Raw genomic sequence first — 14,485 nt, forward strand, 5'->3', positions numbered from 1 at the left:
TATTGGTAATTGCGTAAGCTGGAAAATTTGAAAAGTTATAAAAATTGTAATATAGTGCTGTGAAGAGAAAAACCACGTTAGTTCTTGCTTTATTCCTACCCCTGCAGATCATCCTGATCAAAATCTTATCCACGCACCCCCTGTTTATCGAAACCTGGTACAGCAATTTTCTATATCCTAAGATTTCGGGAATTATGCGGATTTCTTTGGGAATCCTTCCATTTTCCCTTGGAGATTTGCTGTATGCTTTCCTGGTAATTCTTTTAATTAGATGGATCGTAATAAGATCAAAAGAACGGTTTAGAAATCCTAAAAAATGGCTGATAGAAGCTTTTGCCAGTTTATCCATAATCTACTTCTGCTTCAATTTTTTCTGGGGTTATAATTATTACCGTTTGCCGTTGCACCAATCGCTGGAAATTGAAAATGAATATACCACAGAAAAGTTGATCACACTCACAAAGCAACTCATTGAACGTTCTAATGAAATCCATTCTGAACTTGCTGAAAACGATTCAGTAAAAATTGAAATTCCGTATAATACATCAGAACTTTTTGAAAGAACGATTGATGGTTATGAGAGTGTAAGCGAAGAATTTCCGGAGCTGGCATACCGCGGAGAAAGTCTGAAATCTTCTCTCTACAGCCTGCCTTTGTCTTATATGGGCTTTAACGGATATCTTAATCCGCTAACCAACGAGGCTCAGGTAAACACGCTCATTGTTCCGTATAAAATTCCGACGACTGCCAGTCACGAACTTGGCCACCAGCTTGGTTTTGCAAAAGAAAATGAAGCAAATTTTATTGCCTGCCTGGTCACGATGAACCATCCAGATCCTTATTTCAGATATTCTGGTTTTACGTTTGCACTTCGGTATTGCTTAAATGAATTGTATAGAAGGGATAAAGCAGTTTCCGAAGAATTGATTAAAACTATGAATCCGGGGATCCTGGAAAACTACAGGGAAGTTGAAGAATTCTGGATAGCACATAAAAATCCGTTTGAACCAATATTTCAGATAATATACAATCGCTATTTAATTGTAAACAATCAATCTGAAGGTTTAAGAAGCTACAGCTACGTGGTAGCGTTGCTGGTAAATTATTTTGAGGAAGAAGAAAACAGATTTTAGTTTCAATTCCTTTCTTCAGCAGTAAAATTTCAGTGGGACGATAATTGGCATTTTCAGGACCTTATCTAATTTAATCTGCGTCAAATTTTCCAGAATTAAGTACTACCTGGGTTGAAGGAGTTATAGCATCCTGGCGATCTTCTGCAGTTATAAAAACTCTAATCGGTTTATATGGTGTAACGGTGCGTATTTCTCCGCTGTTCTTCCTGTTTATCCTTAAATTCCCGATGTTAATCGTCCCGTGCTTTTCCGTTTCCATCCACGCGACATAATTTCTTCTGGCAGGAGTAAGGCGGTCGGGCTGGGCCATATTCTCTACCTCAAATTCCAGTTCATAATTTTTATTGTCATTTTTCTCCACTTTAAGCTTTGCCTCGGCCGCAGGCAGTACTTCTGAAGTTGGAAAATTAATGGTACTGGAGCAGGCGCTTACAAGAATGGCTGCAAAAATAAAGCTCAGGATTCTAAAACTTTCTTTTATTGGTAATTTATTCTTTTTTGTTTTCTCTACAGTCATGGCTTTTTCATTTATACAAATTCATTACAAATTAGCTGATTTCTAGCTGATACCAAAAGTTTAAGCAGATCTTAGGTCGATATTGGCCATTTTTTAACCAGGTTTAACCCTTCTTAACTTTAGATTTAGGAACGTGTAAGGGCAGCTACACTTTATTATCTTTGCTTTATGCACAAACAAATTTCAAGTTTACAGAATACAGCAGTAAAACGGCTTCTTCAGTTACAGGAAAAGTCCCGAAACAGGAGAAAAGAAGGTGTTTTTACGGTTGAAGGAATGCGGGAAACCATGTTGGGAATAGAAGGAGGTTTTAAGCTAACCGAAATCTACATTCAACCCAATTTAATTTCTGAAGAAGAAATAAAGTCAGTGCTCGAAAATGGCAATTTTCGACCTGATATTACAGAACTCTCCCCTGAAGTCTACAATAAACTCGCTTACCGCGGAAGTACAGAAGGAATCATTGCAGTTTTCCGCTCTAAAACCCCGGCGCTGGAAGATTTGAAGTTTTCTTCAGAAAAACCATTGATTCTTATTGCTGAAGCACCCGAAAAACCGGGCAATATCGGCGCTTTATTGAGGACGGCAGATGCTGCAAAGGTGGATGCGGTGATAATTGCCAATCCAAAGACCGATCTTTACAATCCAAATATTATAAGGTCCAGCGTGGGCTGTGTCTTTACAAATCAAATTGCCACTGGTTCTACTTCTGAAATTATTGCTTTCCTAAAACGACAGAATATTAAAATTTATTCCGCCGCTTTGCAGTCTTCCAAAGTTTATGCGGAAATTGACTTTACCAATGCTTCGGCAATCGTGGTTGGGACAGAAGCTACCGGCTTGAGCAGCGAATGGCTGGAAAATTCAGATCAGAATATTATCATTCCCATGAGTGGTAAAATAGATTCTATGAATGTTTCGGTTGCAGCCGGGATTCTTATTTTTGAAGCAAAACGACAACGGGGAGTTAGACGGTAGACGATAGAAAGCTAAATTTCATCCAACTAAAGCTATAGCCAAAACAAGAAAAAATTTCATTTAAAGAGAAAAACAATTGAATTCAGAAACTTTATATTATATCATCATCGGCATCATTATCATTGATTTTATTTTTGATAAAACACTGGACGCCCTTAACGCCAAGCATTTTGATGATCCCGTTCCAAAGGAACTTGAGGATGTTTATAATTCTGAAGAATATGAAAAATCGCAGCGGTACAAAAAAGAGCGTTACAAATTTGGATTGATCACCTCTACATTTTCAGTTTTGCTGACTTTGGGATTTATTATTTTTGGCGGATTTGCCTGGGTGGATCAAGTGGCAAGAAGTGTTACTGACAATCCTATCTTAATTGCGCTTATTTTCTTCGGAATAATTATGTTTGGTAGTGATATTCTTACCACTCCGTTTTCCTGGTACAGCACTTTTGTGATCGAGGAGAAATACGGGTTCAACAAAACCACCAAAAAAACTTTTTTGCTGGACAAGTTAAAAGGCTGGTTAATGACGGCTGTTGTGGGCGGCGGAATCCTTGCCTTGATCGTCTGGTTTTACGAGGTTGCCGGAGATAACTTCTGGTGGTATGCGTGGATCCTGGTGGCGATATTTGCCATTTTCATGAACATGTTTTACGCAAAACTTATCGTGCCGCTTTTTAATAAACAGACTCCTTTACAGGAAGGTTCCCTGCGCTCAAAAATTGAAGGATATGCAAGAAATGTCGGTTTTAAGCTGGACAATATTTTTATAATTGACGGCTCCAAACGAAGCACAAAAGCAAATGCCTACTTCTCGGGATTTGGAAAGGAAAAAAGGATTACCCTATATGACACTTTGGTAAATGATCTTGAAGACGAGGAAATTGTTGCCGTACTGGCGCACGAGGTGGGTCACTACAAGAAAAACCACATTATCGTAAATCTTACCGCTTCCATCCTTACCACCGGCTTTACATTATGGTTGCTGTCACTGTTTGTTGGAAATCCGGCGCTCTCCAATGCCCTCGGAGTTTCACAACCAGGTTTTCATATTGGGCTTGTTGCCTTCGGAATTCTTTACAGCCCCATTTCAGAATTAACCGGATTTATAATGAATTATCTTTCCCGAAAATTTGAATATCAGGCAGATAATTTTGCGAAGGATACTTATGATGGTAATTATTTGATTTCCAGCCTTAAAAAACTATCCAGAAACAGCCTGAGTAATTTAACTCCGCATAAAACTTATGTAAAGGTACATTACTCGCACCCCACACTATTGCAGAGATTCAGAAACCTGAAGGGGAATTTGTAGTTGTTTCTTTACAATCTTAATTGTACTTTTAAAACATGATGACAGAAGCCGCTATAAAAAAGGAAAATAAGGATATTGCGAGGCAGTATAAGGAACTCCTGCGTATTAGTTACCAGACCCTTACAGACGAGGATAAAAAACTCATCCGCTCTGCCTTTGATACTGCCGTCGATGCGCATAAAGACCAGCGTAGAAAATCCGGCGAAGCCTATATTTTCCATCCTATTGCCGTAGCAAAAATTGTTGCTGCGGAAATTGGCCTGGATGCCACTTCTATAGCCGCGGCCCTGCTTCATGATGTAGTTGAAGATACTCCGTACACCCTGGAGCAAATTGAAGAAATGTTTGGGGAAACCGTTGCTAAAATTGTGGACGGACTCACAAAAATTTCCAGCCTTAAGAAGGATAAAGATGTATCTCTGCAGGCCGAAAACTTCAGAAAAATGCTGCTCACCTTAAATGACGACATTAGGGTGATCATCATTAAAATAGCCGACAGACTGCACAACATGCAGACGATGGATGCCATGCGGCCGGACAAACAGGTGAAAATCGCTTCAGAAACACTATATATTTATGCTCCCATGGCCCACAGGATCGGGCTTTATAATATTAAAACCGAACTTGAAGATCTCGGACTAAAATATACAGAACCTGAAGTTTATAATGAGATTTTCACCAGGATCAAGGAGAGTAAGGAAGAACAGGATGCGTATATCAGGGAATTTTCCCGGGTTATAGAAAATTCTCTGGAAAGGGAAGATTTTGTCTATGAGATTAAAGGAAGGCCAAAATCTATCTTTTCCATTCATCGTAAAATGCGCAATCAGAATGTGAGTTTTGATGAAGTTTACGACAAATTTGCGATCAGGATTATTTACAAAAGTGAGCCTTACGACGAAAAATTCTTTGCCTGGAAAATTTATTCTATAGTAACAGATCATTTTAGACCGAATCCTACCCGCTTAAGGGATTGGATTTCTTCCCCAAAATCTACAGGTTACGAAGCTTTGCACATTACCGTAATGGGCCCAAAAGGACGATGGGTGGAAGTGCAGATAAGGAGCAGACGGATGAATGAGATTGCTGAAAAAGGTTATGCTGCACATTATAAATATAAGCAGGGAAATGTTCAGGAAGAACAGGGAATTGAGGAGTGGCTGAACCGTTTGCAGGAAGCCCTCGAAAATCCGGAAGTAAATGCTGTTGATTTTGTGGAACAGTTTAAACTTAACCTGTATTCCAAAGAAATCTTCGTGTTTACTCCGCAAGGGGATTTGAAGTCCCTTCCAAAAGGAGCTACTCCGCTGGATTTCGCATTCAGTATCCATACCGAAGTGGGTACGCACACTCGTGGTGCCAGGGTTAACAACAAACTCGTTCCGCTAAGTCATGAATTAAAAAGCGGCGACCAGGTAGAAATAATAACTTCAGAAAATGCAAAGCCCAATATCAACTGGCTTGATTATGCAAGTACTGCCAGGGCGAGGGCGAAAATAAAATCCTCTCTTAAAGATGAGAAAAAGGAAATCGCCGAAGAAGGAAAAGCAATCCTTACCCGAAAACTTAAGTCGCAAAAAATACCATTCAACGAAAAGATAGTAAACGAGCTGGTTGTCTTTTTTCATCTAAAAACGAGCCTGGATTTATTCTATCGCGTAGGAATAGGTAAAATTGATAATCAGAAAATTAAGGAATTTGCTTCTTCCAGAAGTAATGCACTGGTAAGTTATATTAAAAGCAAGATCAAAAAGCCTGTTGTGGCAGAAGATCTTGATAAAGATGAAATTACCTCCAAATACGATCAGCTGGTATTCGGAAAGGATCAGGACGAAACCCTGGACTATAAACTCGCCAGTTGTTGTAATCCCATCCCTGGCGATAATGTTTTTGGTTTCGTGACGGTCAGTGATGGTATTAAAGTGCATAAGAAAGATTGTCCAAATGCGATCCAGCTTCAGAGTAATTACGCCTACAGAATTATTCCGGCAAAGTGGATCGATAGTTCCCAGCAGGACTTTAAAGCGGTAATCAGACTTACCGGAATTGATAATTTAGGTTTGGTAAGCGAGATTACAAAAGAGATTTCCAGTAACCTGCATGTGAACATGAAAAATATTAATTTTGAGAGTTCAGACGGTATTTTTAGTGGGAGGATTACCCTGGTGGTAAAGAACAATTCCATCCTTTCCACCATCATTAACAGGCTTAAAAAAATTAACGGCATAGACAAGGTAAGCCGTGAATAATCCTATATCTTTGCTTTTGAGAAAGAATTATGAGTAAGAAAGTTGTAAATAAGAACGATCAGGCTGTTGTAAAGAACGTATTTACCAAATTTTTGGAAGATAAGGGTCATCGAAAGACTCCGGAACGTTTTGCGATACTTCAGGAAATATATAATAATGACGATCATTTTGATATTGAATCCCTTTATATCAAAATGAAAAATAAAAAGTACCGGGTTAGCCGGGCCACTTTATACAATACCATAGAACTGTTGTTGGGTTGCGGACTGGTAAGAAAGCACCAGTTTGGACAAAACCAGGCACAATATGAAAAATCGTATTTTGACCGTAACCACGATCATATAATCCTTACCGATACCGGAGAAGTTATAGAATTCTGTGATCCAAGGATCCAGACTATCAAAAAAACCATAGAAGAGGTTTTTGATATTGAAATTACCAAACATTCTTTATATTTTTACGGCAACAAAAAAGAAGAAACTAATTAACCTAAATATTTCATGGCGGTAGATTTACTTCTCGGGCTCCAGTGGGGCGACGAGGGAAAAGGAAAAATTGTTGATGTTTTCACCTCCAAATACGACATTATAGCACGTTTTCAGGGTGGCCCAAACGCCGGACACACGCTGGAATTTGACGGACAAAAACATGTTTTGCATACAATTCCTTCAGGGATTTTTCACGACAGCACAATTAACTTAGTTGGTAACGGAGTTGTAATTGACGCTGTGATTTTCAAAAAAGAGCTTCTGAATCTTGGCAAACATAATGTCGATTACAAATCAAAGCTACTTATTTCCAGAAAGGCACATGTAATATTACCTACACATAGATTGCTTGATGCAGCTTCTGAAGCTTCTAAAGGTAAAGCCAAGATTGGATCTACCTTAAAAGGCATCGGTCCAACATATATGGACAAAACCGGAAGAAACGGAATCAGAGTCGGCGATCTTGAGCTTGAAGGATGGGAAGAGAAATACCGTGCCCTTGCCAACAAGCATGAAAAAATGATCGAGTTTTATAATGTTGATGTACAGTACAACCTGGCAGAGCTGGAAAAAGAATTCTTTGATGCTGTAAAAACTTTAAAGGAACTCACTTTTATAGATAGCGAAGATTACCTTCAAAAAGCACAGGCAGACAACAAAACTATCCTGGCTGAAGGCGCACAGGGTTCCTTGCTGGATATCGATTTTGGAACCTATCCTTTTGTCACCTCATCCAACACCACTGCGGCAGGAGCATGTACAGGATTAGGTGTGGCACCAAGACAAATTGGAGAAGCTTTTGGAATATTTAAGGCATACACCACAAGAGTAGGTAGCGGACCCTTCCCTACTGAACTTTTTGATGAGGATGGAAAAACCATGGCGCGTGTAGGTAACGAATTTGGTGCGACCACAGGCAGACCAAGAAGATGTGGCTGGCTTGACCTTGTCGCATTAAAATATGCTGTACAGGTAAACGGAATCACGCAACTAATAATGATGAAAGGTGATGTTTTAAGTGGTTTTGAAACTTTAAAAGTTTGTACTGCTTATAACTACAGAGGTGAAGAAATTACACATCTTCCATATAATATTGAAGCAGAAAATGTCACTCCCGTTTATACTGAAATGAAAGGATGGGCAGCTGATCTTACGGGAATGACTAAAGCATCAGAATTACCACAGGAATTTAATGATTACATGAAATTCCTGGAAAAAGAACTGGAAGTACCAATTTCTGTAGTTTCAGTAGGGCCTGATCGTAAACAAACGATTACCCGTTAAACTTTTTTAGATATAAAAAAGGCTGTTTCTCGCGAAACAGCCTTTTTTGTTATTTTTATTGAAAAGATTTAATCTTCTTCGTCACTCTCACCATTATCAGCAGCAATAAATAAGCCAGCGATAGCACTTACATCATCCATGCTCAAAGGTTCGTCAAATGCCTGGCTAACTGCTTCAGCAACATCACCAACTAAAGGTGAATCACCATAATCCAAAGTGGTAAGATCAACACCGCCCTGAGTAACATTAGCTTCTCCTGCATAAACACCTTCCGCCTGAGTAGGGATTCCCGCACCCGGATTATCAAGAGTAATCCATCCTTCCAAACCTCTTATCCTTCTAATTGCAGCAGCATGTCTTGCTTCAACAGAGTGTATTCGTAAAGCAGGTTCCAGATATGGAGTATTCATTAGATTAGGAGCCTGTCCTTTATATGCTCTAACTCCTGTATCTTCAAATGCCTGAGCTAAGGCCAACACTTGTGCATAGGCGGTATCAGCATCTCCATTATCATTAAATGGATCGAATAAACCACCAGCTGTAAAATCAAAAGTTGGCATATTGCTTACATCTGCCCCTGCATCAGTCAAATTATTTTCTAAGAATTCAACGTGAGCAGATTCATGGGCTGAAATATCCATAAAAACATTTTCAACTCTTGCGCCACGACCAGTTAAAACACCTGATTCCAGTGCCATCATATAGAACTGATCTTCAAGACGTTCAAGAAGTAATGCGAACTGTAATGCCTCTACAGGTCCTGTTGTTTCCTGAAAGAAAGCTGCCGCGTTTACCTTATTTGTTGCAAGTCCAAAAGGAACAGCTGCCGCAGCTGCTTTCTTACCTAAAGATCCAACAGTAGCGAACATTTCGCGACGTGAACTCCTTTTTTTCATTAAATTTTTGGATGTAAATCCATCCAACATCTTTATTAAACTCATAATTGTCTTTTTTGGTTAGTGGTTACGATGTCATTGGTTCAGGTAACTCGTTTGCGGTGAATTCGGTTGTAATAAATCCTCCTGCAATTTCGATCACTTCTGAAGGATCATAAGCAAGATCGAGTCCATTTTCATCAATAGTTTCATCAGCTGCAATTCCACCTTCAGGATTTAGCAGTTCGTAGATTGCTGCAGCATGTCTTGCTTCTACAGAAACAATTTTACCTGCAATGGTTAAATAATCAGAATTTGACAGCCTGTCTCCCGCGCCATTATATGCTCCTACTCCTGTATTTTCGAGAGTAAGTGCAGTTTGTAATACCTCGTCCCTGCTGCTAAGATCTACCGAAGAAAGATCAAATTCAAGATCTGGCAGAACCATATCTTCATTTCCTTCTCCTACTGCAGCAGTAATTGCCGCCCTAAAAAATTCACGGTGAATTACCTCATGGTTATAAAGGTCATCAATAACACTTTGTTCATTTTCTGGTGCTCCGGTATAGTAACCTCCTTCTCTTACTGCTGTATAAAAAGCAGCTTCCAGTTGCTCAAGGGCAAAAGCATAGTTAAGGATGCCAACATCACCACTACCTAAATCAAACGCAGTTGGTTCTGGTTCTGGTTCCGGCTCTGGCTCAGGTTCCGGCTCAGGATTTGTTGGATCTGGCTCTTGCTGCTGGCCAGGATTAAAATCATCATCTTCACTACAGGAATACATTAAAAAACTGGAGCCGGCAAAAGCAATCCCGCCAAGTTTTATAAATCTCCTCCGAGATTTAAATTTTCCGTTTTTCGGTGATTCTTCAATAAAATCTACCTTTACAACTGGTTTTTTCATAATTTGAATTTTGGTTCACATTTAAATCTACGTGCAAATAAGGTGAAGCTGCCATTCATCCTGTTAATGTTTTACCAAAGCACCTCCAATAGAGGGTTTTTTAGCATTTCATTAAGTCACGTTAACTCAACATTAAGAGTCGTTTAAGGCTAACTGATGATATTTCGGGACATACAAATAACTCCACAGTAGAGATTCATTGCTAAGCCTTCCTAAATGTTTACACTATTTCGAGGAAATTTTCGTTATTTTTGCAAAAACTTTTTCTTTTGAAGTACTTTAATTTTTTGTTGGTTTTTTTTATGGTGTTCTGCTCTTGTTTTAGCTATGCCCAGGATGCTAAAAAAATCGATTACACCAGCGACCGCCAGGTAAAAAATGAAGAAAGATATCCCGGAGCTATTATTCTAAGTAAAGTTGAAGATCAGGTACATTTCACCCATCAGGGGATTGAGGTATGGTGTGATAATGCTGTTTTTTATAATCAGGATAACTTTTTTAAGGCTTTTGGAAATGTAAGGATGACGCAGGGGGACACAGTAAGCATGTCCAGTAATTATGCTGAATATAATGGCACAACCCAGTTTGCTTTTGCCAGTGGTAAAGTGGTAATGAAAAGGCCTCAAACTACCTTAACAACTGATAGTTTATTTTTTGATCGTGTAAAACAGCAGGCATATTACCGTAGTGGAGGCCAGGTAACCGATACCGCCAGCGTTCTTACCAGTCTTGTTGGCAGGTATTATATGGAACAGGATAAATATTCTTTTCTCTCTGATGTTGTTCTAACAAATCCGGAATACGTAATAAATTCTGAACAGCTCGATTTTTATTCAGAAACAGGTCATGCCTATCTTTATGGACCTACCACTATTGTAAGTGAAACAAGTACTGTTTACTGCGAAAGAGGATTCTATGATACGCGCGGTGATACTGGTTATTTCGTAAAGAATTCGCAAATCGATTATGACAATCGAAAAGTGGAAGGTGATAGTCTCTATTTTGACCGAAATAGAAATTTTGCCTCCGCCACAAACAATATTATCGTAACAGACACCATTAATCAAAGTGTGGTTACCGGTCATTACGCTGAAGTTTTCAGGGAAAAAGATTCCGTAATTATAACTAAAAGGCCCGTAGCAGCTACTCTTCAGGATCGGGATTCAATTTTTATACACAGCGACACCCTCATGATTACCGGTGAACCTGAGGAAAGAGTGATTCGTGGTTTTTATGATGTCAGGTTGTTTAAAGCAGATATGAGTGGAAAAAGTGATTCAATTTACGTCGACCAGAATAGTGGGTTAACCAAATTGATCAACTTAACCAGCGGGTCGGTAACTTCGGTTTCCAAGAGAAGAAACCCTGTGATCTGGTCGGGTGAAAGTCAGATGACCGGTGACACTATTCATCTTAAATCTAATCCCGAAACAGAACAGTTGGATTCGCTAATGGTCTTTGAGAATGCTTTTTTAATTCAGAAGGATACCATTGAAGGTTATAATCAGGTAAAAGGAATGGAGCTGGTAGGTTTATTTCGTGAAAATGACATTTATCAGGTAGATATAAATAAGAATACGGAAACGCTGAATTATATGCGCAATGAAGAGCAGGAACTTATAGGCATAAACAGAACAGTTTCAAGTTCTATCAGGATCCTGTTCAGCGAGCAGAACATAGATGAAATTTATTATTTCGATAACCCTGAAGGAGGTTTATATCCCGAAGAAGAATTCCCTGTAAATCAAAGGCTGCTTATTGGCTTTAACTGGCGGGGCGAAGAAAGGTTATTGACTAAGGAAGATCTTTTCAAAGGAAAACCGGCACCTGAACTTGTCAGGATACAGGGAATTCCTTTACCCGAAGAGCAGGAAGAATTTTTTGATGAGCGGGAAGACGATGATCTTTTGCTGAATGAAAACTCACGCCTGCAACCTGAAGATCTTCAGAATACTAAAAGTCCGCCACGAAAGGAACAGGAAGAACTTCAGCCGGTAAATGAATTGGAGAACGAGTCCGCTACGGACGAAAATGAGCAAATTTGAGAGAAGACTTTATTAAATACCAGGCACAAACGACACCTCATCCGCTTGGTTTGGAAGTTTCACACGCCAAAGGCTCCTATATTTTTACTACAGACGGTGAAAAACATCTCGATTTTGTGGCAGGAGTTTCGGCTTGTTCGCTGGGGCATTGCCATCCGGCAGTAGTTACCGCCATAAAGGATCAGGCAGAGAAATACCTGCACGTGATGGTGTATGGAGAATATGCACAAGAACCGGCAGTAGAACTCACCAGGCTTCTCGCGAAATACTTTCCCGATAATATCAAAAAAACGTACCTGACCAATTCCGGCACCGAAGCTATTGAAGGTGCTTTGAAACTTGCCAGAAGAGCTACAGGCCGGAGTGAAATTATAGCTGCCAAAGATGCTTACCATGGCAATACTATGGGATCGTTAAGTCTGATGAGCATGGAGGAACGCATGGCTCCTTTCAGACCATTAATAGGCGATATTTCATTTATTACTTTTAATAATGAAGCTGATTTAGAAAAAATAACTGAAAAAACTGCAGGAGTTATACTCGAAACGATTCAGGGAGGTGCGGGTTTTATTCTTCCGGAAAATGATTTTCTAAAAAAAGTAAAAGAGCGCTGCCAAAAAACAGGAACATTGTTAATATTGGATGAAATTCAGCCGGGATTTGGAAGAACAGGTAAACTATTTGGTTTCGAAAATTTTGATGTCGCACCAGATATTGTGGCTTTAGGCAAAGGCATGGGCGGAGGTTTACCTATTGGTGCTTTTGCAGCTTCAGAGGAATTAATGGACCTTTTGGCAGACAATCCAAAACTTGGCCATATTACTACTTTTGGAGGAAATCCTGTGATTGCGGCTGCCGCTTTGGCTACTTTAAAAGAAATTACAGAAACAGGTTTAATACCGGCAACTCTTCAGAAAGAGAAATTATTCCGTGAACTGCTGGTCCACCCGCTAATTACGGAAATACGCGGCAAAGGCTTAATGCTCACAGCCCTTGTCCCTACTGAAGAAATAGCTTCAGAAGTTATTCTAAAAGCGAAAGACAGAGGACTGATTTTGTTCTGGCTTTTATTCGAAAAAAAAGCAATTCGTATTACTCCGCCACTAACTATTTCAGAAGAAGAAATAAGGCAGGGTTGTGGCATTATTATTGACATATTAGAGGGAATATATAGCCCCGGCCGCTCCTGTTGATTAAATTGTTAACAACAAAATGCCTAAATTCCGGAATTGCTTGTTATGATTTTTAATTTTAATACAGTAGAAATCCTGTAAACACCTTGTTTATGCAATTAAGCCATAACGAAGAAAACAATTTCTCGCTTACCCGCTTTGAATCGATGCTGAAAACAAACGATGTTCTTTTCTTTGACTCTAATGAGTTCGAGAACATCATTCATCATTATTTAGAGAACGGCAAAATTGCACTTGCAAAAAAGGCTGTAAAATTAGGGCTCGCGCAACATCCCACTTCCACTAATCTGAAGTTATTTAAGGTAGAGATTCTTGTCTTTGAAGACAAGCTGGATCTTGCTGATGGATTACTTGATGAACTTGAGGGGCTTGAAGCTTCCAATGAAGAGGTTTTTATTCAGAAAGCACAAATATTATCTAAAAGAGACGACCACCAGGCTGCTATTGATGCGCTGGAAATGGCCCTTGAAATAACTTTAGATGAAGCTGATGTACATTCGCTTATAGGAATGGAATATCTATTTCTTGAAGATTTCGAGAATGCCAAATACAGCTTTATGAAATGTTTGGAAGCAGATGAAGAAGATTATTCGGCACTTTATAATGTGATGTACTGTTTCGATTTCCTTGATCAAAAAGAGGAAGCGATTGAGTACCTTAACATGTACCTCAATAAAAACCCTTACTGTGAAGTAGCATGGCACCAGGTGGGAAAACAGTATTTCGACCTTAAAGATTACGAAAAAGCGCTTACAGCATTTGATTTTGCAATTATTAGCGACGACTATTTTATTGGTGCTTACCTGGAGAAAGGAAAAGTGCTGGAAAAACTTGGCCGTTATAATGAAGCTATTGAAAATTACCGGATAACCCTGGAACTGGATGATCCAACTTCTTTTGCTTACCTAAGGATCGGAAAATGTTTCGAAAAACTTGGTGCAGATGAACTTGCTCTGGACAATTATAAGAAAACCGTACATGAAGACCCGCTTCTTGACAAAGGCTGGATTGCCATTACAGATTTTTACATCAAGAAACGCAACTATCAAAAAGCCCTGTACTATATCAATAAGGCGATTAATATAGATGAAGAAAACGTTCTTTACTGGAAACGCTACGCGAAAATTAATAACCGGTTAAACTTCTACGAAGAAGCTGAACAAGGTTATAAAAAGAGCCTCGAGCTAGGAAATTATGAGCTGGAAACCTGGATCAAGAGATGTGATATTCTTATTGACCTTGGAGAATTTGAAACGGCCGTACAAAACCTGATGCAGGCACTGGAATTTTATCCTGAAACTGCCGAAATTGAATATCGTCTGGCCGGGTTATTCTTTTGCCTTAACGAAGGGGACAAAGCATATTTTCACCTGAAGAACGGACTTAGACTGGATGCCGAATATTATATTATTATAGAAGAATTGTTCCCATCAATTTTCAGACGTAAGAGCGTAAGGGAAATCATAAATTCCTATGTAAAAACCTTATAGGTACAGATCTCAAC

12 protein-coding genes are annotated in these 14,485 nt (G+C 39.3%); 9 read left to right on the forward strand and 3 right to left on the reverse strand.

Features of this window, described 5'->3' with window-relative positions; all coding sequences use genetic code 11:
* Nucleotides 1–59: 59 nt before the first annotated feature.
* Nucleotides 60–1,133, forward strand: coding sequence for a DUF3810 domain-containing protein (locus RM549_RS01105; RefSeq protein WP_311679832.1), 1,074 nt, complete (start codon nt 60–62; stop codon nt 1,131–1,133).
* Nucleotides 1,134–1,203: 70 nt separating this feature from the next.
* Here RM549_RS01105 and RM549_RS01110 read toward each other — a convergent pair whose 3' ends face one another.
* Nucleotides 1,204–1,650 (reverse strand): hypothetical protein, encoded by a 447-nt coding sequence (locus tag RM549_RS01110; RefSeq protein WP_311679834.1) that lies wholly within the window; start codon nt 1,648–1,650, stop codon nt 1,204–1,206.
* Between the two features lie 168 nt (nt 1,651–1,818).
* Between RM549_RS01110 and RM549_RS01115 the strand changes: the two genes are divergently transcribed.
* The 5 genes from RM549_RS01115 (at nt 1,819) to RM549_RS01135 (ending at nt 7,964) form a co-directional block, all read left to right on the forward strand.
* Entirely contained in the window at nt 1,819–2,628 is an 810-nt protein-coding gene (locus RM549_RS01115) for a TrmH family RNA methyltransferase (RefSeq protein ID WP_311679837.1), read from the forward strand.
* A 76-nt stretch (nt 2,629–2,704) separates the two neighbouring features.
* Entirely contained in the window at nt 2,705–3,943 is a 1,239-nt protein-coding gene (locus RM549_RS01120; RefSeq protein ID WP_311679839.1) for a M48 family metallopeptidase, read from the forward strand.
* Between the two features lie 38 nt (nt 3,944–3,981).
* The gene (locus RM549_RS01125; protein ID WP_311680655.1) at nt 3,982–6,192 is read left to right on the forward strand and encodes a RelA/SpoT family protein; all 2,211 of its coding nucleotides are present in this window, start codon (nt 3,982–3,984) and stop codon (nt 6,190–6,192) included.
* A 29-nt stretch (nt 6,193–6,221) separates the two neighbouring features.
* Nucleotides 6,222–6,680 carry a Fur family transcriptional regulator gene (locus RM549_RS01130; protein ID WP_311493360.1) on the forward strand — a complete coding sequence of 153 codons (459 nt, stop codon included), beginning with the start codon at nt 6,222–6,224 and terminating at the stop codon, nt 6,678–6,680.
* A gap of 12 nt (nt 6,681–6,692) precedes the next feature.
* Entirely contained in the window at nt 6,693–7,964 is a 1,272-nt protein-coding gene (locus RM549_RS01135; RefSeq protein WP_311679841.1) for an adenylosuccinate synthase, read from the forward strand.
* A 68-nt stretch (nt 7,965–8,032) separates the two neighbouring features.
* On the opposite strand, the gene RM549_RS01140 is transcribed toward RM549_RS01135, so the two are convergent.
* Both RM549_RS01140 and RM549_RS01145 read right to left on the reverse strand, forming a co-directional pair.
* Nucleotides 8,033–8,905 (reverse strand): ferritin-like domain-containing protein, encoded by an 873-nt coding sequence (locus tag RM549_RS01140; RefSeq protein WP_311679843.1) that lies wholly within the window; start codon nt 8,903–8,905, stop codon nt 8,033–8,035.
* A 22-nt stretch (nt 8,906–8,927) separates the two neighbouring features.
* On the reverse strand, nt 8,928–9,743 hold the full coding sequence (locus RM549_RS01145) for a ferritin-like domain-containing protein (protein ID WP_311679845.1): 816 nt from the start codon (nt 9,741–9,743) through the stop codon (nt 8,928–8,930).
* 302 nt (nt 9,744–10,045) lie between these two features.
* Here RM549_RS01145 and RM549_RS01150 point away from each other — a divergent pair, with 302 nt between their 5' ends.
* The 3 genes from RM549_RS01150 to RM549_RS01160 all read left to right on the forward strand — a co-directional run bounded on the left by RM549_RS01150 (nt 10,046) and on the right by RM549_RS01160 (nt 14,471).
* Entirely contained in the window at nt 10,046–11,788 is a 1,743-nt protein-coding gene (locus RM549_RS01150; RefSeq protein ID WP_311680662.1) for an OstA-like protein, read from the forward strand.
* A complete protein-coding gene (locus tag RM549_RS01155) occupies nt 11,785–12,981 on the forward strand; it encodes an aspartate aminotransferase family protein (protein WP_311679847.1) in 1,197 nt (398 codons plus the stop codon). Before RM549_RS01150 ends, RM549_RS01155 begins: the two co-directional genes overlap by 4 nt.
* Nucleotides 12,982–13,073: 92 nt before the next feature.
* Nucleotides 13,074–14,471 (forward strand): tetratricopeptide repeat protein, encoded by a 1,398-nt coding sequence (locus tag RM549_RS01160; protein ID WP_311679849.1) that lies wholly within the window; start codon nt 13,074–13,076, stop codon nt 14,469–14,471.
* The last annotated feature ends 14 nt before the right edge of the window (nt 14,472–14,485 follow it).

This window comes from Autumnicola patrickiae, from assembly GCF_031846525.1.
Lineage (GTDB): Bacteria > Bacteroidota > Bacteroidia > Flavobacteriales > Flavobacteriaceae > Autumnicola > Autumnicola patrickiae.